Origin of the sequence: Victivallis sp. Marseille-Q1083 (assembly GCF_903645315.1) — a bacterium.
GTDB lineage: Bacteria > Verrucomicrobiota > Lentisphaeria > Victivallales > Victivallaceae > UMGS1518.
This window is the reverse complement of sequence record NZ_CAHJXL010000001.1, coordinates 66,104-90,327: the sequence shown is the minus strand read 5'-3', so window position 1 is coordinate 90,327 and position 24,224 is coordinate 66,104. Positions and strand designations below refer to the sequence as shown.

14 protein-coding genes are annotated in these 24,224 nt (G+C 58.9%); 12 read left to right on the top strand and 2 right to left on the bottom strand.

What is annotated here, in order from left to right:
- Nucleotides 1-90 precede the first annotated feature (90 nt).
- Entirely contained in the window at nucleotides 91-2,391 is a 2,301-nt protein-coding gene (locus HWX74_RS00295; protein ID WP_176011620.1) for a family 20 glycosylhydrolase, read from the top strand.
- A gap of 320 nt (nucleotides 2,392-2,711) precedes the next feature.
- Here the strand turns inward: HWX74_RS00295 and HWX74_RS00290 are convergent, their stop codons facing one another.
- Complete coding sequence (locus HWX74_RS00290) at nucleotides 2,712-4,478, bottom strand: metallophosphoesterase (protein WP_176011619.1); 1,767 nt, start codon at nucleotides 4,476-4,478, stop codon at nucleotides 2,712-2,714.
- 263 nt (nucleotides 4,479-4,741) lie between these two features.
- On the opposite strand from HWX74_RS00290, the gene HWX74_RS00285 reads away from it, so the two are divergent.
- The 3 genes from HWX74_RS00285 (at nucleotide 4,742) to HWX74_RS00275 (ending at nucleotide 11,936) form a co-directional block, all read left to right on the top strand.
- A complete protein-coding gene (locus tag HWX74_RS00285) occupies nucleotides 4,742-5,998 on the top strand; it encodes a mechanosensitive ion channel family protein (RefSeq protein ID WP_176011618.1) in 1,257 nt (418 codons plus the stop codon).
- Between the two features lie 140 nt (nucleotides 5,999-6,138).
- Nucleotides 6,139-8,715 (top strand): PEP/pyruvate-binding domain-containing protein, encoded by a 2,577-nt coding sequence (locus HWX74_RS00280; RefSeq protein WP_176011617.1) that lies wholly within the window; start codon nucleotides 6,139-6,141, stop codon nucleotides 8,713-8,715.
- Between the two features lie 167 nt (nucleotides 8,716-8,882).
- A complete protein-coding gene (locus HWX74_RS00275) occupies nucleotides 8,883-11,936 on the top strand; it encodes a hypothetical protein (protein ID WP_176011616.1) in 3,054 nt (1,017 codons plus the stop codon).
- 63 nt (nucleotides 11,937-11,999) lie between these two features.
- On the opposite strand, the gene HWX74_RS00270 is transcribed toward HWX74_RS00275, so the two are convergent.
- The gene (locus tag HWX74_RS00270; RefSeq protein ID WP_176011615.1) at nucleotides 12,000-12,794 is read right to left on the bottom strand and encodes an AraC family transcriptional regulator; all 795 of its coding nucleotides are present in this window, start codon (nucleotides 12,792-12,794) and stop codon (nucleotides 12,000-12,002) included.
- Nucleotides 12,795-12,913: 119 nt separating this feature from the next.
- Here HWX74_RS00270 and HWX74_RS00265 point away from each other — a divergent pair, with 119 nt between their 5' ends.
- From HWX74_RS00265 to HWX74_RS00225, 8 genes are all read left to right on the top strand, one after another.
- Complete coding sequence (locus tag HWX74_RS00265) at nucleotides 12,914-14,785, top strand: glycoside hydrolase family 127 protein (protein WP_176011614.1); 1,872 nt, start codon at nucleotides 12,914-12,916, stop codon at nucleotides 14,783-14,785.
- A 207-nt stretch (nucleotides 14,786-14,992) separates the two neighbouring features.
- A complete protein-coding gene (locus tag HWX74_RS00260) occupies nucleotides 14,993-15,751 on the top strand; it encodes a type II secretion system protein (RefSeq protein ID WP_176011613.1) in 759 nt (252 codons plus the stop codon).
- 25 nt (nucleotides 15,752-15,776) lie between these two features.
- The gene (locus HWX74_RS00255; RefSeq protein WP_176011612.1) at nucleotides 15,777-17,333 is read left to right on the top strand and encodes a DUF4091 domain-containing protein; all 1,557 of its coding nucleotides are present in this window, start codon (nucleotides 15,777-15,779) and stop codon (nucleotides 17,331-17,333) included.
- 361 nt (nucleotides 17,334-17,694) lie between these two features.
- Nucleotides 17,695-18,330, top strand: a complete 636-nt coding sequence (locus HWX74_RS00245) for an SMI1/KNR4 family protein (protein ID WP_176011610.1) — start codon at nucleotides 17,695-17,697, stop codon at nucleotides 18,328-18,330.
- A gap of 198 nt (nucleotides 18,331-18,528) precedes the next feature.
- Complete coding sequence (locus HWX74_RS00240) at nucleotides 18,529-19,533, top strand: aspartate-semialdehyde dehydrogenase (RefSeq protein WP_176011609.1); 1,005 nt, start codon at nucleotides 18,529-18,531, stop codon at nucleotides 19,531-19,533.
- Between the two features lie 133 nt (nucleotides 19,534-19,666).
- Nucleotides 19,667-20,515: a hypothetical protein gene (locus tag HWX74_RS00235; RefSeq protein WP_176011608.1), complete on the top strand. Its 849-nt coding sequence runs from the start codon at nucleotides 19,667-19,669 to the stop codon at nucleotides 20,513-20,515.
- 13 nt (nucleotides 20,516-20,528) lie between these two features.
- Complete coding sequence (locus HWX74_RS00230) at nucleotides 20,529-22,748, top strand: sialate O-acetylesterase (protein ID WP_176011607.1); 2,220 nt, start codon at nucleotides 20,529-20,531, stop codon at nucleotides 22,746-22,748.
- Nucleotides 22,749-22,822: 74 nt separating this feature from the next.
- Nucleotides 22,823-24,103 (top strand): peptidase U32 family protein, encoded by a 1,281-nt coding sequence (locus tag HWX74_RS00225; RefSeq protein WP_176011606.1) that lies wholly within the window; start codon nucleotides 22,823-22,825, stop codon nucleotides 24,101-24,103.
- The last annotated feature ends 121 nt before the right edge of the window (nucleotides 24,104-24,224 follow it).

Below are 24,224 nucleotides of genomic sequence, written 5' to 3'. Positions count from 1 at the left end.
GCCTTGCATTTTTCCAGATCCTTCAATATATTTAGCCCATGAATTGGTTAATCGATTTACTAAACACCTTTAATCATGGAGGTAAACCGGATGAATTGGCGTTGGAAATCAACAATATGTGTTGTTGCTGCCTTGGGGATGTTTTCCGTTGAAGCCGAAGTTTCGGAGACGGTACGGGTGATTCCGCAGGTGGCGGAAGCGCACGCTGGAGCGGGAAATGTCGTTTGGCAGAAAGCGAAGCTGCCGGTTGTCAGCTTGGCGGCGGAGGCGACGGACGAGATGGTCAGGATAGCTGATTTGCTGGCCGGCCAGCTCGATTTGAAGGTCGGTGAGGCGGCGGAGGGACAGTTGAAGATCGAATTGGCGCTGGAGGATTTTGATGAGAATCCGGAAGCCTATCGATTGTCGATCGGGCCGGACGGCATCAAATTGACAGGCCAGACTCCGGCCGGACTGTTCTGGGGAACACAGACGGTCCGGCAGTTGTGGTACGAAGGCTGGAATCCGGAAACCGGTACTCTGGAGTTGTCGCAGACTGAAATTGTCGACCGTCCGAACATGGCGCACCGCGGCATCATGCTGGATGTCTGCCGTCACTTCATCTCTGCCGATGAAGTCAAAAAAGTGCTGGACCTCATGGCGTTCTACAAACTCAACTGGCTGCATTGGCATTTGACCGACGATCAGGGCTGGCGGCTGGAAATCAAGAAGTATCCGAAATTGATGGAAATCGCCGCCGTACGCGGTGAATCCGAGGAATGGGGCTGGATTGACGGCAATCCCTACGGTCCGCACTTTTACACGCAGGATCAGGTCCGCGACATCGTCGCCTATGCCAAAGAACGGCAGATCGAGATCATCCCGGAAATTGAAATGCCGGGACACTCTTCGGCGGCGCTGACCGCTTATCCGGAATTCGGCTGCACCGGCGGCCCCTACCATGTCTGGACGACCTGGGGCGTGTCGGAGGACATCTATTGCGCCGGCAACGAAGATACGTTCACTTTTTTGACCGATGTATTGACGGAGGTACTGGAGCTGTTTCCGTCGAAATACATCCATATCGGCGGCGATGAGTGTCCGACCGTTCGCTGGCAGAATTGTCCGAAATGCCAGAAGCGAATGGCGGACAACGGATTGAGTGATACCAAGGCGCTGAAGCATTATTTCATGGACCGGATGGTTAAGTTCGGGGAAGAACACGGCCGGAAAATTATCGTCTGGGACGACCTGGTCGAGAGCGGTTTGCCGGACAAGGCGACGGTGACCGGCTGGCGGGCGGACATGGGCGGCATCAAGGCGGCCAAACAGGGCAATGATGCCATCATGGCGCCTTTCACCCAGCTCTATTTCGACTATGCGCAGGGAAAGGGGCCGGAAGAGCCGACCTCCGGCGGCGGCCTGGTTACCATGCAGCGGGTCTATGCGATGGATCCGACCTTCGGTTTGCCGCCGGAACTGGTAAAGCACATCATCGGTTTGCAGGCCAATTTCTGGAGCGAGCATATTTATAAGTATCCCCGCCTGCAGTATGCCCTGCTGCCGCGGCTGGCGGCGCTGGCGGAAGTGGCCTGGACGCCGCCGGAACGGTTGAATTTTCCGGATTTCCAGCAGCGGATGATGCAGCATTATTGCTATTATGATGCGCAGAAAGCCGCAGCGCGTTATGCGGCGCCGGAGATGCCGGAGGAATTTCTGTTCGATGAGCGGTTCGTCGTCAATTACGGCGAGGTCCCGGAAGGGTATGAATTGTACTATACGCTGGACGGCAGCGATCCCCGCGAATCGGCGACGGCGCAGAAATACGCCGGTGAGGATATCGTCTTTACCGCCGATACGACCTTCAACCGCCGGATCAAATTGCCGAACACCGGCTGGGGAGTCCTGAGCACTTCGAAGCTGCAGAAAGCGACGCCGCGTCCGGCCGATCTGTCGGCGGTGGAAGCCGACAAGTTACCGCACGGTCTGCAGGCGACGGTCTATGCCGGCAAATTCAACGAAGCGGCGGAAGTCGACCGCAACGGCGAATTCCTGCTGCAGACTGTCGGCAACGGCCCGAATATCAATTTGGCCGGCCTGCCGGAAAATGAGTTCGGTATTGTCTATGAGGGCTTCTTCTACGCGCCGGTCAAAGGGAATTATGCGTTCACCGTCAATTCCGACGACGGTTCGGTCCTCTATATCGGCGATCAAATGGTGGTCAATCATGACGCCTCCCGCTGGGCCTGGCCGACCTCTTATGGCCGGATTCTGCTGGAGGCCGGACTGCACCGCATGAAGGTGATCTATTACCAGGGTGACAGCGACAAGACCCTGCAGATCTTTGTTCAGCCGAATCTGGACGGCGGCGGCCGGGTCGATGGCGATTATTGCCGCTTTGTCGAGCCGTAAGCCACCCGCCCGCCCGCCCCGGAGCGTGTCCGGGCGCGGGCCGGCGGGCAGCGCTATTCCGGCGCTTACTGCCGGTACCTGCAATATCGCTTCATTTATCGGCGCCGGGAGATTGCAATCATGACAAGCCGCCTCCGGCGGCGGAGATGTTGCCCGATTTTGCCGCAATTCTGCCGAAGGCGGCAGGGCCGGCTTCAATTCTGCGGGCCGCAACGAAGAGGCCCGCGCCGAAAGACAGTGCAAAAGATACTTTCCGGGTCGGCGGAATCGGCAGGCGGGCTGAAATTCTTATCGGGCGAATCAGCGGGATTTCCCGGTCTTCAGTCCAGTTTTTCCTGCTGACCGAAATGCGGCAGCGGGAGCAGCTCGGTGATGGTGCCGTCATTGGCGATCTCGACTTTGTCGAAGCAGTTGCCGTCCGGCGCAAAGGCGCTGACGGTGAGCTTGTCTGCCGTCGCGTCGATCCGAAAAGCGGAGGCCTGAAGCCGATAAGGCGACGGCCCGGCTCCGGTCATCACCGGATAGCGGTAATTTTCCCCGTCCCGCTGCGGCCTGGGAGGCGCTTCCGGCGCGGCGATAATATTGGTGCCCGGAATGCTGCGCGAATAGCGATGGGTGTGGGCGGCGAGCCAGAGATTCAGGCGGTGCGGCGGCGTTTGCCCGCCGAAGTACGGATTGGTCAGTTTCCGCAGCATCTGCGGCATGTAGTCCTCGTTGTGGGAATAAGGCGCGCCGTGGGCGAGGACGATATGGCGTTTGGCGGAGAGCCACTTCTCGGACGCGAGCGCCTCGGCCAGAAATGCTTCCTGCTCCTGGAAAAACAACTCGTCGAGATTGTATTTGCAGTAAGCGGCTTCCTGGCTGGCGGCGGGTTTGTCCTCCCAGGCGTCAAGCATCAGGAATGCGGTGTCGCCGAAGCGGAAAATATCGTAGGAATGCCCTTCCGGCGTACCGAAGTAATCGAGAAAGCGGTCCGCTTCCTTGCCGCGCAATTCATGGTTGCCGCGCAGCATGACCAACGGCCGTTCGGCGCCGCCGTGTTCGACCAGGCGGCTGATCGACAGTTTGAGCAGATCGTTTTCGATGCTGTCGAAATTTGAACCGATGTCACCGCCGAAGACGAGGAAATCGCAGTTTTCGCCGCCGGCGGCGGCCAGCAGCCGGTCGAGTGTTTCCAGTTGCTGCTCCGGCGGAAACTGCAGATCGGCGGTGAAGAAGAAACTGAAATCGGTCTGTCGGGAATCGGGAACGCGGAAGGGATGGGTGTCGCCATAAAGTTTCTGTTCCGGCTGGTCCGGATCAATCATGACCACCCGGTAGTCGTAGCGGGCGCCTTCCTCGAGATTAGGAAGGTGGATCGCGTGAAATTTCCGGCGCAGGATCTGGCCGTGGCGCTGATCCCACCGGCATTGCCAGTCGTCGCTGCCGCCGTGCCGGCGGAATTCGATCCCGGAACCGATGTGGCCGGCGGTGCCGAAACGGATGCTCATTCTGCCGGCGTCGGGATTGCTGAGCCAGGGCCCGTACTGGATTGCCGCCATTTCCGGCAGGCGGAACGGAGCCATCCCGCAGGCGAACTGCCAGCTCTGGCTGCCCCGCCGGACCCGGACCGCCAGTCGGTTTCTGCCGGCTTTGACCGGGATAAGGAATGGATGGTCCGCCGGCACATAAGCCGGGGAATCGTTGCCGCCGGGAAAGGTGGTATAGCACGGAATGCCGTTGCAGAAGGCTTCGAACCACCAGTCGCAGCCGATGCCGAGCTGCATGATGCCGTCTTCATCGGCTTCAAATTCGTTGTAGAGAACCCCTTCGGCCCCTTCCGGATTCTGCCGGCCGGTGACGGCGTCGAGATCGATGCGGCTTTTCGTCAACTGTACCGGTGTCGCGTTGGCCGGCACGGCGTCCTGCCAGCCTTCGGCCGGCGTGCCGGCAATCCAGAACCATTGCCGATTCAACACTGCCGGCCGTACATCCGAGCTTTCCAGTTTCAAGATATCCCGGCCGGGCAAAGGATACTGCCCGGCCGGGGCGGCGGGCGGCGACAGCAACAGCGTGAGGAACAACAGCAACCAAATCCGTTTCATCATGATTTATCCTTCCTGCTTCGTATAAATTTCTGAAACTTTTATTCAAATCTGAGTGATTGCGGCATTACCGGGTGAACGATATCATATTTTTCATGCAATTGCAATATGCAAATGTCATCTTTTGGGAACGGCCTTCTCCTTTCCGCCAAAATATAGCCCGGTTGGTTGAAGCGGCGGAAGCTTCGAATGGCAACTGTACGCGCCGGCCATTTGCCTTCGCCGGCAATCCGGAGTATATTTTACCCGTAAAGCAAGGAGTTGATATGAAAAAAGTTGTGTCGGTGCTGATTTGTTGTTTCTGCCTTTGCTGGGCGGGGATCGGGGAAAATGGCCGGAACGCCGCCGCGGCCGGTGCGGCAGCCGCGGCGGAACTGCCGGTCGCGGCGAATGACGACGGCCGGCCGGCCCGGGTGACGGCAGCCAACGGTTTTGTCCAGTTGGACTTGACCAAACAGGAGGATGTCAAATGGTTTTTCCGGCATAAAACGGAACTGGCCCGTTTCGGGGTCGGTTTTGTCCTGTCGGTGCTGGCGGTATTCGTGTTCAATTTTCTGATCGGCCGGTTGGTGCGCTTCTGCTGCAACCGCTCCGGCAACAATGACCTGCTGGTCCGGCTCATCGTCCGGGGCTTGTTCTGGCCGATCGGCCTGTGCGTGTTCGCCACCGGGATGCGCTACAGTTTCGAACAGTTGACTTTCGTCGATCCGGAAAACATCCTGGCGGCTAAGATATCCGGGTTCTTCGTCGTGCTCAGCGTGATCTGGGCGCTGTTCAGCCTCGGCAATTCCATGTGCCGTTACGGCGAGACCCGCGCCCGCGCCAAAAACAATATGATGGGGTTCCTGCTCATCACGATGGTGCGCCGCGGCATCAATGTAATTTCGTTTGCCATTCTGCTGCTTTTCATCTTGAAAGACGTCCTCGACATCAACATCAACGCCATCCTGGCCAGCGCCGGCGTCGCCGGGTTGGCGATTGCTTTTGCCGCGCAAAGCACCATCGCCAATTTTTTCGGTTCGGTGATGATCCTCATCGACCACCCGTTCACGGTTGGCGACCGGGTGAAAATCAACGCGGTGGACGGCGTCGTCGAAGCGGTCGGTTTCCGCAGCACCCGGATCCGGTCGCTGGACGGCAACCTTTATACCTTGCCGAACAGCACGGTTGCCGACGCGGTGGTGGAAAATGTCACCGAGCGGCCGTTCATCAAATATGCGTTCGACATCGGATTGGTTTACAGCACTTCCGCGGCGCAAATGCGGAAAGCCTGCGCGTTGCTCGATGAGATTTTCAAACGCCATCCGGGCTTCTATACCGAAAAACATCCGCCGGTGATCCGCTTTACCGAATTCCGCGACTGGTCGCTGAACATCGCCGTCGTCGTCTGGTACGATCCGGCCGATTGGGGACAGTTTCTGATCGAGCGGGAAGCGGTCAATCTGGAAATCCTCGAACGCTTCAACGCCGAAAAACTCGAATTTGCCTTCCCGTCCACCACCAATTATCTTCAGCAGGGCTGAGGCGGCGCCGTATGGCCGGCCGCCGGTCCGGGAAGAGGACGACCGAAAAAAGCGAAAAATATCGCCGGCGGCTGGCAAAACGGCAAAGGACGGATTATACTTTCGCCGACAGTGTAATTTTTGATGCAGGAGAGGAAGCCATGCCCAGTTTTGAACGGGTCAGGTCCGGTTTGCCGGGATTTGATGCGATTGTCGATTCGATCCGGATGGGGGACAACGTCGTCTGGCAACTGGCCGATTTGGAAGAGTATTTATTCTTCGTTGAGCCGTTCGTCGCCCAGCGGCTCGCCGAGGGGCGGACCGTCAATTACATGCGTTTTGCCGATCATCCGCCTCTGCTGACCGAACGGCCGGGCGTCAAAATCTGGCCGTTCGATCCGCCGGAGGAAGGGTTTGAGTCATTTACCGTCAAGGTCCATGAAGTGATCAGCCGCGAAGGGGGCGACGCCTTTTATGTTTTCGATTGTCTCTCCGATCTGCAGACCGCCTGGGCATCGGATTTGATGATGGGAAATTTTTTCCAGGTGACCTGTCCCTACTTGTTCGAACTCAATACCGTCGCCTTTTTTGCCATCCTGCGCAACTTTCACTCGTTTGAAACGATCGCCCGGATTCGCGACACCACCCAGTTGCTGCTGGATGTCTTCAGCGGCGACGGTGCGCGTTTTGTCCATCCGCTCAAAGTCTGGAACCGTTACGGGCAATCGATGTTCCTGCCGCACCGGATTCTGAACGCCGGCGCCGAGATGCGGCCGCTGACCGATTCGGTGGAAGCCGGGCAGTTTTATACGATCATGCATCGCCAGGGCGTCAACCCGGTCGATTGTTCCCTGGACAACTGGGACCGGATTTTCCTGCAGGCCCGGCAGGAGCTGGCGGCGGGCCGGGATTCGGCCGGCCGGCGCGAACAGCTCTGCACGATGCTGATCGGCCGGGATGCCCGGATTCGCAGCCTGGTCATGAGCCAGTTTACCATCGCCGATTTTCTGCAGATCAAAGAGCGGATGATCGGTTCCGGCGCCATCGGCGGCAAAGCGGTCGGCGTGCTGCTGGCCCGCAAAATTATCGAAAACAATTTGCCGGAACAGCGCGGCCGGATTGAGCCGCACGATTCGTTTTACATCGGCGCCGACGTCTTTTATTCCTTTCTGGTGGCCAACGGCTGGTGGAAATTGCGCCTGGAGCAGCGCACCGAGCAGGGCTTTTTCTCCGCTGCCGGCAAACTGCGGGAAAAAATCGTCACCGGCTCGTTTGCCGCCGGTATCCGGGAGCAATTCCGCCGGATGCTTGATTATTTCGGCCAGAGTCCGATCATTGTCCGGTCCAGCAGCCTGCTGGAGGATGGCTTCGGCAACGCCTTTGCCGGCAAATATGAGTCGGTATTCTGCGTCAATGCCGCGTCGCCCGACCAGCGGCTCGAACTGTTCGAGGCGGCGGTCCGGCGCGTTTATGCCAGCGCGATGGACGACTCCGCCCTGGCTTACCGCCGGCAGCGCCGGCTGGACAAACAGGACGAACAGATGGCGATCCTGGTGCAGCGGGTCTCCGGTTCCGGTTACGGCGATTTTTTCCTGCCGTGCGCGGCCGGCGTCGGTTATTCCTACAACTCTTACGTCTGGCACGATTCGATCGATCCGGATTCCGGCATGCTGCGGCTGGTCGCCGGGCTCGGCACCCGTGCCGTCGATCGGACCGAATCGGATTATCCGCGCATCGTTTCACTGGATGCGCCGGAACGAATGCCGGTGGCCGGCGATGACGACCGGGCGCGATTTTCCCAGAAATACCTTGATGTGCTCGATCTGCGGAGCAATGCGCTGGTTTCGAAACCGCTGGCAGCGGTGGCGGCCGCTTTGCCGGACTGGCTGAAAACGCTGCTTTTCGAGCACGACACCGCGGCGGAAGCGTTCTACCGCGATGCCGGCAACTGGCGGGAAGTCTTTTTCTGCAATTGCGGCAAAATCGTCGCCAATCCGGTGTTCATTCAGGACATGTCGATGATTTTGAAAACGTTACAGGATTTCTACCGCTATCCGGTCGACATTGAATTCACGGCGAATTTTTCACGGGACAATCATTTCGTCATCAACCTGTTGCAATGCCGTCCGCTACAGATCCGCGGGCAGGGGGCCGCAGTCGCTATTCCGGCGGTGGCGGCGGAAAAAACATTGTTTGCCCTGCAGGGCAATACGATGGGCGGCGGTGCGGATTTCCGGATCGACTATGTGATCAATGTCGATTGCGCCGCCTATTACGAGGCGGAAATCGGCGTCAAATACCAGGTGGCGCGGGTGATCGGCGAAGTGAACCGCCGGCTCGGCGGCACCGGCAGCCGGCTGTTGCTGCTCGGACCGGGACGCTGGGGAACCAGTTCGCCGGAACTGGGCGTGCCGGTCAGTTTCGCCGAAATCAGCAATGTCGCGGCCATCGGCGAAGTTTCCTATGACGGCGGCCATATCATGCCGGAGCTTTCGTTCGGCAGCCATTTCTTCCAGGACCTGGTGGAAAATGCAATGTTCTATGCGGCGATCTTTGAAAATCAGCCGGGTTGTTCCTTCCGGCCCGCTTTGCTGGCGGCGTTTCCGGCCGCGGCGGCGGAAGTGGTCTCCAAAGCGAAATTGCCGCCCGGTTTGCTGACTGTACGGGATACGCGGAAAAGCGGCCTGCAATTGAAATCGGACATTTTGACGCGCCGGACCGTCTGCGCCCTGTTTTGACCGTCCCGGCAATCCGCCGGAAACCGGAAGCCGCCGGATGCCTGGCTTGAAAAATTTTTCATCTTTTTGCGCCCGCCTATTGACAAATGGACTTTTTTTTGCTATCCTATGAAATGATGTGATTATGATGGTGGAATATTAATATAATGATAAGATAGGAGGATGGCATGAAACGACTGATAGGCGTTCTGCTGTTGACCGGCGGCTGGCTGGCGTTCGGCGGAGAATTGACCGAGTGCAACATCATTTGCCGGGATGGCGATATCCGGCTGTGGAGCGACAACGGGGTGGCGTTGCGGCTGGACCCGGCCGGGCGGGTGCTGGCGGTCAATGAAAAGGCGGTCGAGCCGTCGCCGTTGATCTATTTCGAAGAGGTCGTGCCGGTGGAAGGCGCGGCGGATTTGCTGGCCGGCAGGGATTGGACGGCCTGGGGGGTGAAACCGGAACAGGTCAGCGCCGATGGCGTGCTGTCGATCGCCGCCGGAGAGGACCGCAACGGTGAGTTGACCTTAGCCTTGCGGCAGCGGCAGGCGACCCCGCTGATTCTGTCCGGCGAATGCGCCTATCGGAACGCTTCGGAAACCGGCGGCTGGATGAACCGGCATCTGGCGCTGAATGTGACCGGCAAAGCGGCCGACGGTTACGAGTTGAAGGAGCAGTCCGCCTATTTCGGCCAATACGATCATGATTTTCAATACAATGAAAGAATCATCTGTCCGGACCGGCCGCTGCAGGAGCTCGTTTTGCAGGTCACTTCCAACGCCCGGGACAATTGCCGGGCCGATTTCCGCAATCTGACGCTGAAAGAGGCGGCGTACCGCATTTTCGCGCCGAACGGCACGATGGCGCAGCGCGACCAGCGCCTCATTCAGGAATTCGACGATCCGCAGAACGGCCTCAAGGGACTGATCTACCTGCAGCCGGGCTGCGATCATATCGAAATCGGCGGTTTTCTGGAAAATACCCGGCATGACGACCGGGCGTTGAGCTGTTATATCGCCATTCCGGTCGATGCCGTCGGCGGGGAATTTTATCAGTCGCTGCGCCGTTCCGGGCCGATCGAAGCCAATCAATGGTACCGTAACGCCGACCGCTGGTATGGCGGCGGCCGCGACGGTTACGAAGCGTTGTATCCGCTGACGGCGTTGACGACCGCCGCCGGCGAGGGGTTGGCGCTCGGCACCGACATCGATGCGCCGCGGGTGTTTTATATGGGCTACGATGCCGCCGGCAAAGTTTTCTGGTTGCGCTACGATCTCGGTTTTTCTCCGGATGCCGGCGGGCAGTGGAGAAATCGCAACTCTTTTCATGCCTGCCTGTTCGGATTCCAGCCGGTGGACGGCATGCGCGGCGCGGCGGAAAATTATCAGCAGATTTACGATTGGGCGTTTCTGAAGAAACGGGCGACCCGCGAAGGGGTCTGGCTGGCGTTTCTGTCGCCGCGCATCGCTCCCGGCGGCGATGAGGGGTTGAATTACGGCCAGATCGAGAGTATCGGCGATTTCGCCTACAACGAGGAACGCGGCTACAACAGTTTTTATTACATCGAACCGTGGATCCATCACCATGACAATCAGTATTTCTACGAGCGGCACCGGGAGCCGTGGGGACCGTCCGACCCGGCCGGCGCCATCAAAACCGCCCGGGAGGTTGCCGCCGAAAACCGGCGCGATGTGCCGGATCAGGAACGTTACCGGCATCAGGGCTATCCGGCCAATTATATCACCGACAACTGGGGGATGCCGCAAGGTTATTTTTTCCGCCAGCCCGGCCGGCACGAAAATATGATGATCGTCGATCCGAATATTGATATTGCGCCGGAGGATGGCGCCTTCTTCTCGACCGGCCGGCTCGACTGGTTCATCGAACAGGAAGCGTTGCGCCGGGTCAAACAGTTCGTGTTGGACGGCTGGGCGCCGGAACGCACTTCGCTGCGGCCGGTTTTCGAAATGGAAAAGGAAAATCCATTTTCCGGAGAGCGGTCGATCCGCATCGATCCGGTCATCAACGCCAACTGTTTTGAATTCACCAAACAGATTCTGCACCAGACCGGCATCGTGCCGCCGGCCGGCGAACGGAGCTTTCATTTGAAATTCGCCGCCCGCGGCAGGGATACTGAATCCTCCGGCGCCCGTTTCTCGGTCAACGTGACCGCCTATTACGCCGACGACAGCTCGGAAACCCTGCCGGTAAACCTCGAAACGTTGCCGGAGGATTGGCAGGAATTCGAAAAGACTCTGGAATTTGAGCGGACGCCGGTGACGTTGACGGTTTCGCTCTGCCGCGGCATGAAGGAGCCGACGCCGGCGACCGTCTGGCTGGACCGGGTCAGCCTGGTTGCCGGTTCCGACGGCCGGGAGTTGATTCGCAACGGCGATTTCGAAACGGTCCGGCTGCATGTCGGCAAGACCACCGGCGCTTATCTCGACACGATGGAGTGCTATGCCAATAATTTGAATTACCGCCGCGACCATTGGCGGGTGTCGCCGAATCCGCCGACCTTCGACAGCGCCCGGAACGTGGCGCTGCAGCAGCAATATGCCCATGTCGCCTTTACCAAAAGCATCGCCGATTATCTCCATAACCGCGACCGGCTGGTATTCGCCAATTGCGCCGGGACGATCCCGTTCGGCGCGCCGTATATCGACGTGTTCGGCGACGAACAGAACTGGATGAGCGGCGACCGGTGGACGCCGGCCGAAGACGACGGGTTGCTGTTCCGCCGCTTCATCAGCCGGGCCAAACCGTACAACATGCTGCAGTATGCCGATCTGGATGTTGCGCATATGCGGCGTTATTTCAGCCGTCTCGGCTTTTACGGCATCTATCCGAGTATGCAGGCGGCGGCGCCGACCGGCATGTGGTACTGGCCGAACCCGAACCGGGTCCAGGCGCACCGGGCGCTTTACGCCGAGTTCATTCCGGTGCTCAAACGGATCAATCAGGTCGGCTGGACGCCGGTGACGCTGGCGCGATCGGATAATCCGGAGGTCTGGCTGGAACGGTTCGGCGAAGGAAACGAGCAGTATTTGACGGTGTTCAATTCTTCGACCGACCGGGAACAGCAGGCGGTGCTGACTTTCGACGACCGTTTGCCGCTGGCGGCGGACGGCGCGTTGCGGGAGTTGTTCTCCGGCACGGTGCGGGCCAGCGACGGCCGTCGGCTGGAAGTGACTTTGCAGCCGGAACAGTTGCTGGTGCTGCAGGTGACGGGGGAGTAAACCGCAATGGAACTGCTGCGGCCGTCCGGCGGATATCGCGCCGGGCGGCCGTTATCGTATCGGTCATTCGATGTTCAAGTGATCATGGCAGCGCAAGGCCCGCATCTGGCCGGGCGTCATCGAAAAGCGGCGGCGGAAACAGCGCCGGAAGTAGCTTGGATCGTTGAAACCGAGCTGGGTGCCGATCTCTTTGATCGCCAGTTTATTGTCGGTCAGCAGCTCGGCGGCCCGCTGCAGCCGCAGCGACATGATCGTCTGGGCGATGCTTTCATGAAAACAGAAGTGATAGATTCTGCCGAGGTAATCGGCGTTGCAGCCGAGCCGGCGGGCCAGCCCGCCGGTCGTCAGCGGTGTCATGTATTCGGCGGTGATGAGCTGGCGGGCGCGCTGGGCCAGCAGGGATGGCGTTTCATTCAAACTGTTTTCCCGCCGGTTCCACAATTCGCGGAAGAGCAGTTGCAGGATATAGCGCAGACTGACCGGGTCCGGATCGGGCTGGGCCTGTTCGGCCAGGAAGGCCTGCAGATAATTTTTGGCGGTTTCCGGGCGGGAAAGCCGGCCGTGGCGCGGCAGCTCCGGGAAGGCGCCTTCCACGCTGAAATGCAGCCAGAAAAACGATAAATTACTCGGATAATCGTTCAGCCCGCCGTGGGTTTTTCCGGCTTCCAGAATCAGCCATTCCCCGGGATGAAGCACAAAACCCCGTCGTTCTTCAAAGAGTTCCAGGGTGCCGCTGTCGACCAGAATCATCTCATGGCTGTCGATGACCCGCGTCGCATGCCGATGCCGGGGATGCCGGGAAACAAACCGGCCGGCATTCAATGGCGAAAAGGGAAAAAAATCGGGCAATAATTTCATGATCTTCGGATTTGTCCTTTTTTTATTATAATATGTCCTCTTGGCGTTTCGATGCAAATTTGCTATAATATAAATAGAATACATTTTTTGAAAAAAATGCTTTAGCTCAGGAGATTGAAATGATTTACCGCAACTGTTCGATCAAGGAAGTGCAACTGCGGGACGGTTATCTGAAGCCACGACAGGACAGTTGCCGGACGGTGACCGTGCCTTCTTCGCTGGAGAAATGCCGGACCACCGGCCGGATCGATGCATTGAAACTCGACTGGCGGGAGCCGATGGAGAACAAGCCGCACATTTTCTGGGATTCGGATGTCGCCAAAGTGCTGGAAGGGGTGGCCTATCTGCTCGGACAGCAGCCGGATGAAGCATTGGCCGCCGAATTCGACGAGATCGTCGGACGGCTGACGGCGGCGCAGCAGCCGGACGGTTATCTGAACAGTTATTTCACGACGGTGGAGCCGGACAAACGCTGGACCAACCTCCATGAAGCCCACGAACTGTACTGCGCCGGCCATCTGCTGGAAGCGGCGGTGGCGGCCAAGGAGATGCTCGGCCGTCAGGATTTTCTCGACACGATGTGCCGTTATATGGACTATATTGCGACGGTGTTCGGCCCGGGCGAGGGACAGAAGCGCGGTTATCCGGGACACGAGGAAATCGAATTGGCGCTGGTGCGGCTGTATGAGCTTACCGGGCGAAAAAAATATCTGGACCTGGCGGCTTATTTCATCGATGAGCGCGGCCGGGAACCGCAATTTTTCCGGTCGGAAGGAGTCCGGCCCGATTACTTGAAATATTATCAGGCCGACCAGCCGGTGCGCGAGCAGCGGGAGGCGGAAGGCCACGCGGTCCGGGCGGTCTACCTTTATACCGGCATGGCCAAAGTGGCCGGCCATACCGGCGACCGGGAACTGCTGGAAAGCTGCCGGCGGCTGTTCGACGATATCGTCAACCGCAAGATGTACATCACCGGCGGCATCGGCTCCAGTTTCGTCGGCGAAGCCTTCACGGTCGCCTACGATTTGACCAACAGTTCGCTGATGTACGCGGAGAGCTGCGCGTCGATCGGTCTGGTTTATTTCGCCGATGAACTGTTGAAGCTGACCGGCGACGGCCGCTACGCCGATGTGATGGAACGGGCGCTGTTCAACGGCGCGCTGGCCGGCATCAGCCTCTCCGGCGATCGTTTCTTTTACACGAATTACCTGGAAGTATCCGACAATACGGTCTGTTACAATTCCGGCAGCAAAACCCGTCAGAAATGGTTCGACTGTTCCTGCTGTCCAACCAACTTCTGCCGTTTCATTCCGGAGGCGTCCGGTTACCTCTGGTGCGTCGGCGGGGACAGGGTGATGCTCAACCTTCCGCTGGCGCACCGGGCGTCGCTGCAAACGCCGCAAGGGGCGCTGCAATTCGAAGTGGCGGGAAATTACCCCTATGATGGAAAAATCCGGATCGAGATCGGCACCGCCGGCGATTATACGCTGGCCCTGCGGGTGCCCGGCTGGTGCCGCCGGGCGGCGTTCCGCCTGAACGGTCAATCTCTGACGCCGGTAGTCGAACTCGGCTACGCCGGGATCAGGCGGCACTGGCAGGCCGGCGATATCGTTGAATATGAGTTGGAAATGAAAGTGGAAGTTCTGCGGTGCCACCGCAAGGTTACCTGCAATGCCGGCCGGATTGCGCTGCAGTACGGACCGCTGGTATATTGTCTGGAAGGCGTCGACAACGGTCCGGGCGTCGCCGAACTGCTGATCGATACCGCTTTCCCGTTTGCACTGGCCGCCGCCCCCGGATTGCCGGCGGGAACGTTGATGATCACCGGCCGGGCCTGGCGGGAAATTCCGGCGGCGGAAAACGTCGACCAGCTTTATTTCTCCGAGCCGAACCGGCTGGAGGAAACCGTGTTCAAGGCAATTCCATATGCGCTGTGGCAAAATCGCGGGGAGACGGATATGATCGTCTGGGTCCGGGAAAAGCAGCGATAATTCCATTCAGCCGCTGACTCCGGCCGCGGTTTACAATTTCGGCAATCCCTTGCCCTTCCGGTTGAATTTTCGGCCGAACCGGAGGACGGGAAGAGCCGGAAGCGGCGGCCGGAGGTTGAAAGCGGCCCACGTGAGGAGTGGGCCGGTCGGCAAATCCGAAGAAGATGATGAAAATGAAAAAACAACCCAATCGGAAAGGAAGTCATCATGAAAAGGCGAAAAAATTTTACACTGATTGAATTGCTCGTCGTTATCGCGATCATTGCCATTCTTGCCAGCATGCTGCTGCCGGCGCTGGCCAGGGCGAAAGCATCGGCGCAGAACATCAAATGCGTATCGAATTTAAAACAGCTCGGATTGTGCAATTCCCTCTATCAGAATGACAACGATGATTGGATCATGAGTCCGACCATCCCGCTCGACGGCCGGTTCTGGGCGAGCTATTTCTGGACGCTGCCGGATTACGGTTTTTCCTGGCAGTCGGCGGTTTGTCCGGCCGCGGCCGGCAAGGCCGGCGCGTGGAAGGATGTCCAGGAGAACAATGAAGGCAGCTACGGAATCAACTACACCAGCTTCGGCAGCATCAGCCATTATGTCAATTCCGGCGATTGGTGGTATCGGCCGAACAAGGCTTCCGCCTTTGAAACGTTCGGCAAAACTTCGGATGTGATGTATGCCGGCGACAGTTATCCGCAGAGTGAAGGCATCGCGCAGGGGATGGACAATTGGCAAACGCCGGAACTGCTGTACGCCGATGCCGGCTGCTGGCCGGCGGACAAAGGCGTCTATTGCAATACCTATGCCGTCGTCGCCCGTCACAACGGCCGGGCCAACAAGGTGGCGCTGGACGGCCACGTCGAATCGGTGAAGTCGGCCGACCTGCTGTCCTGGGAAAAACATTGGAGTCCGATGCTCAGCGCCAATGGACTTTATGTCGCCACCGGCGTATATTGTCCGACGAAATGATGCACAATACAAGGATTTTGAATCGATGACAACGACGAAATTGCTCGCGGTGCTGTTGGCCGGCGGCCTTGCCGTATCGGTCTGGGCGGCGCCGGAAATACGGACGTTTCATTCGCTGGCCGATGTGCGCGACCCGGCGCAGGCGAATACCGGAGAAAATGTCGCTTTGAGGCTGGCGCGCAACGAATATGAAAGTTTCCAACTGTCGGTCGCTGTCCCGGAGCCGTCGACGCTGGCTTTCGTCCTTCCGGCGCTGCCGGGGATCACGGTGTCGCTCTATCGGGCCTGCGAGGTGGCCGGTGTGCCGGATGCGCTGGTCCCGGTGGCCGATGGCGAGGCGCTTGCCGTCACTCCGGAAAAGGCCGCCTGTTTCTGGGTGAGTGTCAAAAGCGATCCGACCGTGGCGCCGGGCGAATACCGTATGTCGCTCGGTTTGTCGGGCGCCGGCGCGGAAGAGAGTGTGCCGATCGTATTGGACGTCGTCGATTTCCGGTTGCCGGCGGCGCCGCCGGTGCCTTTCGTCGCCGGCATCATGGATCGGATGGTAGTCAACAATTATCACGGAGAACTCGACAGCGAGGCCGGCCGGAAGATATTGCTGCAATGGCATCTGAAATGTCTGGAGTACGGGATTTCGCCATTTTTCTGGCGTCCTTACAACGATATCGACAATATCCTGATCAATTACTGTTATCCGAGCCTGTGGCCGGTGGCCGATCCGCGTACCGAGACCTTGCTGGCCGATCCGCGGTTGAAAGCGATTGCCGTGCCGTTTCTGAATCCGGATGACCCCGAGGCGGCGGAATTGGCCGAATTTTCGAAACTGCTGCGCCGGAAAGGCTGGCTGGAACGCAGCTATTGCTACGTGCACGACGAACCGCGGGCGGCGGCTTATCCGCGGATGCGGGAACGGGTACGCAAGCTGAAGGCGATAGATCCGGAGATTCCGGTGCTGGTCACCTATTTCTGCGGGCCGGATGGGGAAGGAGAGTCGATCGACCGGATGTATGACCTGCTCGGCGAAGACTGCGACATCCATTCGATGAGTTACTGGGCAGTGCGGACCGACGAGCAATTCATCGAAAAGTTGCGCAATCAGCCGTTGAAACCGACCGTCTGGCCGTATGTCTGCAGCGGTCCCGGCCAGCCGGCTCCCAATTATTTCCTGGAGATGAGCGGCCTGCAGCACCGTTTCGTCCTATGGCGGGCCTGGAAGGAGCATGCCGACGGATTTCTTTACTGGGCGGTGAACTCTTTCGGCCATTCGGCGACGCCGGGCGGCATTCCGGAAGTGTTTACGGCTTATCCGGCCGGCGACGGGATGCTGATGTATCCGGCCGAGGAATTTTCCGGTAAACGGTTGGCCGCCGGTTTCCTGCCGCCGCTGGCCTCGATCCGGCTGGAACGTCTGCGCGACAGCCTGGAGGACTGGGCGCTGTTTGACGCCTGTGCGGCCAAAAACGGGCGGGAATATGTGTTCAAGACCATTTCGGAAGTCTATCCGGCGCCTTATCAGTATCCGGAACAACCGACCGACATTGAAAGGGTGCGTCAAAAATTATTCGACAGCCTCGGGGAATAATTCCGCCACTGTCGCTCTTGCTCCTAAGCCGCCGCCGGTCAGGCCCATTGACCGGCGGCGGCCTCGTTCATTCGCGATCAAAGTTTTTGAAAAATCATGGAAAATGTTCACGGAATTGCCGGCGGCAAGCCATCTTGCTTGACGGCCAAACGCTCCGGCCGGAAACCGGACGGCAATTTTCGATCGGGAACCGCTCTTGACCAATTGATAAAGATGATATATTGTAGTAGGGTTTTCCATGCTTTCCATGCGATGAAAAGTTGGGAATACAGATCGATTGCGTTGCGTTGGGGTTGGAGGAGCCGGCGGTAACCGCGCCGGGAAGTTGAAAAAATGAAATGAGATTTTTAAGGGTGTCACGATGAGCCAGGTCGTTTCGGTCGGATGGGTGGTCGGTGGAATTGCAATCATTGCCGCGATGGCGGCGGCGGTCGCCGGTTGGTATCTTCTGTTTCGGCGCCGCAGGGGCCGGTTGGTGCCGTTGACCGAATTGCCGGCCTGGGCGAGGGAGAAATATTATCGGCCCGACCGCCTGGACGATGAGTGCGGCTGGCGGCAGTTCCGGCAGCAGTTCGGCTGTGAAGCTCCGGAACCGTTGAAGGCCTTCTACCATTCCGGCGCCCGGGCGCAGCGGAAAGTTTTCCTGTCGGTAACGGCGCCGGACCAGAAGACGGTCCAGTGGTATGTGAAAGATTTCATCGCCGTTTCGGAAGGCATCCGGGAGGATCATTTTGTGTTGGCGACCGACGGACAGGGCAACTCTTATTTCTTCTGTCCGGGGCGGGAACGGGCCGGACAGTTGCCGGTTTATTTCTACAACTGCCAGACCGGTCACTCCGTATTGATTGCCGAATCGCTGGCCGGCTTTCTGGAGGCCGGGCGCTACGTTCTGATCCGGTGCGGCGATGAGAAAAAATACCGCCGGCGGTTACGGCCGGCGCCGCGCGACACTGTGCTTGAAGGGCTGGAAGCGGAAGCGCTGCAAAGCAGGGGATGAAAAAGACCTTCGGTCCGCCGCCCGGACTGCTTTGCGGTTTTTCAATCGTCCGGGTTGATTGCGACGGTTATTTTCAGCGGAGAATCCAGGCGGTTCGGAGCGTTTCTGGTTTGCAAATGCGCAATTCGCTTCTATAGTATTGTTTTTGTCATGAATCGAGAATGAGAGTATCGGAATCAGTTTTCGGAGTATAACGGAATGGTAAAAGAGTACAATGTTGCCGTGGCCGGGGCGACCGGCGCGGTAGGCGTCGAGATGATCAAGACGCTGGAAAAACGGAATTTTCCGGTCAGGAATCTGCGTTTGCTGGCTTCCAGCCGTTCGGTCGGCAAGGAGATGAAGTTCAAGGATACGGCCGTGAAGGTCGAAGAGCTGACGAAGGATTCTTTCCGCGGCGTCGACATCGCGCTGTTCAGCGCCGGCGGCGACATTTCGAAGGAATTCGCCCAGTCGGTCGTCGATTCCGGCGCGGTGATGATCGACAATTCCAGCGCGTTCCGGATGCGGGAGGATGTGCCGCTGGTGGTGCCGGAAGTCAATCCGGAAGACATCGCCGGCCATCACGGCATCATCGCCAACCCGAACTGCACGACGATCATCATGCTGGTGGCGGTCGCGCCGCTGCATCGGGCCAGAGGCTTGAAGCGGCTGGTGGCGGCGACCTATCAGGCGACCAGCGGCGCCGGCGCCAAGGGGATGGCCGAGCTGGAGCTGCAGACCCGGCAGTTGTTGAACGGCGAACCGATCGCGCCGAAAGCGTTTGCACATCGCATCGGCTTCAACCTGATCCCGCATATCGACGTTTTCAATGAGAACGGTTATACCAAGGAAGAGCTTAAAATGCTCAATGAAAGCCGGAAAATGCTTCATCTGCCGACGCTGAAAGTCTCCTGCACCTGCGTGCGGGTGCCGATTTTCCGGGCTCATTCCGAAGCGTTGAATCTGGAATTCGAGCGTGAAATTACCCCGGAAGAGGCGCGGGAAATTCTGCGCGGCGCGCCGGGGGTCAAGCTGGTCGACGATCCGGCCAACCGGTGCTATCCGATGCCGGTCGACGCCAGTGAGCAGTACGACGTGCTGGTCGGACGGATTCGCCAGGATATTTCGCGGGACGACAAGCGCGGGCTGGATATTTTCGTCAGTGGCGACCAGGTGCTGAAGGGTGCTGCGCTGAACGCGGTTCAGATTGCGGAATTGTTGTAAGAAGCGTTGAAGTTTGCAGAGATTCGGCGTCCGGTTGCCCGGTGGGCGGCTTGGCGCCGTTTTTGCTTTTCCGGATATTTCAGAAGGGCCGAGAGGGCCCGCGCCATCCCAAAAATAGAGGAGGAAAGTGGCTATGAGCAGTGAAAAGAAAACGAAAAAACGTTGGTTGTGGAAGATCGTCGGCGGGGTGGTCGTGCTGTTGGTGGTCCTCATTGTCGTCGTTCTTATTTTTCTGAATTCGATCATCGCCGGCGCGGTTCGTACCGTCGGCGGCAAAGCGACCGGCACCCGGGTGGGGGTTGACAGCATTCAGCTGTCGGTATTCGGCGGCAGCCTGGCCATCAAAGAGTTGCAGGTCGCCAATCCGGATGGATTCCAGATGCCGGATGCGTTGGGATTTACTGCGCTCAATGTGAAGCTGCAGATCGGTTCGGTGATGTCCGATAAGATCATCGTCGATCTGGTGGAAATTTCCGGGTTGAATATCGACTATGAATTGACGGTCAACGGCAGCAATCTGGGCATGATCCAGAAAAACATCGAGAAATTCGTCGCGGAAGTCGCCCCGCCGAAAGATCAGCCGGCGGCGCCGGAACCGGAAGGGAAGACGAAACAGGTGGTCATCCGGAAACTGATCGTCCAGGATGGCTCTCTGACCCTGGCGAATAAAATGCTGGGGCAGAATATCAAGATCGCCCTGCCGAAAATCGAAATGGACAATCTGGGCGAAGGGCGCAATTATCCGGAGATGATTGCCCAGTTCTTCAATGAATTGCTGCTCAACATCAGCCGGATCATCACCAATGCGAAATTGCCGGATTTCGATGTCGAAGCCTTTCAGAACAATTTGACCGCCAATTTGAACGAAGCGTTTCAAGGCGTGGGCAAATCGCTGAATGATGTCCGAGAATCGGTGGAAGGCGTCGGTGATTCGGTTCGCGAGGGATTGGATAAATTGTTCAGTAAGCCGAAAAATCAGTAAGGAGGGAAGAGAAATGAACTGGAAGTGTTGGTTGGCGGCAGGAATTGCTTTGACGGCGCCGCTGGCGCCGGCGGAAGTAAGATTGCCGGCATTGTTCTCCGATCACATGGTGCTGCAGCGGGAACGGCCCTGTCCGGTCTGGGGCTGGGCCGATCCGGGCGAAACGGTGACGGTGACGGTGAAAATGTCGAAGCCGGACCAGGCGGACGCAACCGTTTCGACTGTCGCCGATGAAGCGGGCCAATGGCGCGTGACGCTGCCGGCGATGGCGGCCGGTGGTCCGCTGACTCTGACGGTGGAGGGCGGGAACCGTCTCGAATTGTCGGATGTCCTGGTCGGCGAAGTATGGCTCTGCTCCGGGCAGTCCAATATGGAGTGGCGCACGGTGGCCAGCGTCGACGGCAATGCGGAAGTCGCCGCGGCCGACCACCCGCAGATCCGTCTGTTCAAGGTGCCTTACAAAATGAGCGGCACGCCGTTCGACGATGTGGAATCGGCCTGGGAGGTGTGTTCGCCGGAGACGGTCGGTCCTTTTTCGGCGGTCGGTTATTTCTTCGGCCGGGATTTGCAGAAGGAGTTGCAGGTGCCGGTCGGTTTGATCAGTTCCCACTGGGGCGGTACCGGGATTGACCCCTGGACGTCGCCGGAAGGGTTCGCGATGGTTGACGGCAATGCGGATATTCTGGACCTGATTGCCGCCAAGACGCCCGGTTCGCCGCGGCAGCGCGAATTGCTGACCCGGACGCTGGCGGAACAGGCCGCCTGGCTGGAAAAAAACCGGAAGGCGCTGGCAGACGGCATGATGCCGGAACCGCCGCCGGCTTATCCGGAGGAATTGAAACCGTTTCAGCAGGAAGGGCATCCCTGGCAGCCGACGGTGCTTTACAATGCGATGATCCGTCCGTTGGCGCCTTTTGCGCTGCGTGGCGTACTCTGGTATCAGGGCGAAGCGAACATCCGGCCGGACAACGCCTATTACCGAGGGCGGATGGCTTCGCTGATCGGCGGCTGGCGCAAGGTGTTTGAAAATGCCGATCTGCCGATTTATTTCGTCCAGTTGGCCCCGTACAACTATGGCGGCTCGCCTTACAATTTGCCGGATATGTGGGAGACGCAGCAGGAATTCGCCGATGCCGAGCCGCGGGCCCATATGGTGGTCATCAACGATGTCGGCAATGTCAACGATATCCACCCGACCGACAAGCAAACCGTCGGTTTCCGCCTGTTCAAGCAGGCGATGCAGTACGAGTACGGCCAGAAGGACGCCGGTTACGATTTCCCGCGTTACGATTCCCATCGGATCGACGGCGACAGGGTGATCGTTTCCTTCCGGGGCGCCAAGTCGCTCCGGACCGCCGACGGCAAGGCGCCGGACTGGTTCGAGATTGCCGGCAAGAATGGCTTGTTCTATCCGGCGGAAGCGGTGATCGACGGCACCGATATCGTGCTGTCCGCCCCGGAAGTCAATGCGCCGGTGATGGTGCGTTTCGCCTGGAGCATGCTGGCGGAGCCGAATTTGCGGGACGAGGAAGGTCTGCCGTGCGGCGCTTTCCGGGCCGGTTCGCTGCCGGAACGCGGCGAACTGGATGATTTGGTGCCGGAGGCGAAACAGTTCGAGCTGGTTTATAAACTCAATCCGCTGGACAGCGTGATGATGGACGGCAACCGCGCCATCCGCTATGAGTTGGACCGCCATGCGGCGCTGGCCGGGCGTCAGCTGAAACGAGTCGGTTATTTCGTCCAGTTGGTCGATGAAGCCGGCACCATGCGGTATCTCTGGGTGAGCCTGAAACCGTTCACCGATGATCTGGCGAAGATCGGGGTGCCCACCGCGGCGAGCGGCGCGTTTTTCCAGACCTTTGTCGAAGATTTGCAGGTCGCTTCCAATGTGCCGGGCGTGCCCGCCGGCGCGATCGCCCGCGGCAATATCGAATTCTGGCCGGCCAATTACGGCATGCCCAATGCGGCCAAAGTGCCGGGCGCGTCGAATGAATCGTACGATTTCGGCGATGAGAGCTCCGGCAGCGCGCCGGGATACGGCTCGATGCAACTGCACGACTACCAGGCCGGCAAAACGCTTTTCGCCTATAACAACTGGGGCGCCGGCATCGGTTGCGACATCGGGATCGGTTCCCGGCCGGAGGGGCATCCTGACTGGACTTTTTCCGGCAGCGGCAAAACGCTGAAGCTGGCTTCGATTCTGGTGTTGGCCGAATTGGAACCGGCGGAATAATTTCATTGAAGCATCTGCCTCCGGAAGTTCCGGAGGCAGCTTTCTTTTGCGAACAGGAATGATTTGCGAATCCGATGGACCACTCCCCTGAAATCACGAACTGTGAAGTGCTGGCGCCGGCCGGTTCCTTTGAATCGCTGGCGGCGGCATTGCGGTCCGGCGCCGATGCGGTCTACTTCGGCGTCGGCGAGCTGAATATGCGCTCCCGGTCGACGGCCAACTTCCGGATGGCCGACCTGCCGAAGGTGGTCCGCCTCTGCCGCCGGTGCGGCGCGCGGGCTTACCTGACGCTGAACATCGTCGTTTACGATGCGGAACTGCCGTTGATCCGGCAGTTGTGCGACGCGGCGCTGGCGGCCGGAGTCGATGCCGTCATCGCCGCCGACTGGAGCGTCATTGAATACGCCGCCGCCATCGGGCTCGGCGTGCACGTTTCCGTCCAGGCCAACGTCAGCAATCTGGCGGCGTTGCGTTTTTATGCGCGTTATGCCGAGCTGGTGGTATTGGCCCGGGAGCTGCCATTGTCCCGGATTGCCGAAATCGCCGCGGCAATCCGGCGCGAGAACATTGCCGGCCCGGGCGGCCGGCGCCTGAGGCTGGAAGTGTTTGCCCACGGCGCCTTGTGCGTGGCGGTTTCCGGGCGTTGTTACATGAGTCTGGCGGCCTATCAGGCATCGGCCAACCGCGGCGGCTGTTTCCAGAACTGCCGGCGGCGTTACCGGGTGACCGACCTGGATTCCGGCAGCGAGTTGGAGCTGGCCGGGGAATACGTCATGTCGCCGAAGGATCTCTGCACGATCCGCTTCGTCGACCGGCTGCTGGAGGCCGGTGTGGACGTCTTGAAGCTGGAAGGCCGCGGCCGTTCGGCCGATTACGTGGCGACGGTGACCGGTTGTTATCGGCAGGCGGTGGATCTGGTGGCGGCCGGCCGGTTCGGGCCGGAAGCGGTGACCGCTTTGGAGAACCGGCTGGAGACGGTGTTCAACCGCGGCTTCTGGTATGGCGGCTATTACCTGGGGGAGCCGCTGGCGCAGTGGAGTCCGGGCGGCGGCAATCAGGTGGCATATCTCAAAACGCAGGTTGGGGCGGTGATTCGTTACTTCAACCGCCTCGGCGTGGCGGAATTGGAATTGTCTGCTGCTGCGCTGCACTGCGGCGACCGGCTGCTGGTCACCGGGCCGACCACCGGCGCCATGGAGTTCGTCGTTTCGGAAATCCGGCAGGATGATATCCGGCGGGACGACGCGCCGAAGGGGACGGTTTGCTCGGTGCCGGTGCCGTCGAAAGTTCGGCCGCACGACCGGGTTTACCGGTTGAGCCGCCGTCGTTTCGGTGAAGAAGGAGGGGAAAGCTGAAGCGGGAAATTTTTAGATAAATGCTTATTTAGACGTAAAAGTTATGGTATTTTGTGGCATTATTGTCTAATAAAGCGTAAAAAAATTTGTTTGGAACCTTTTTTTTTGCCAAAAGAAGGTT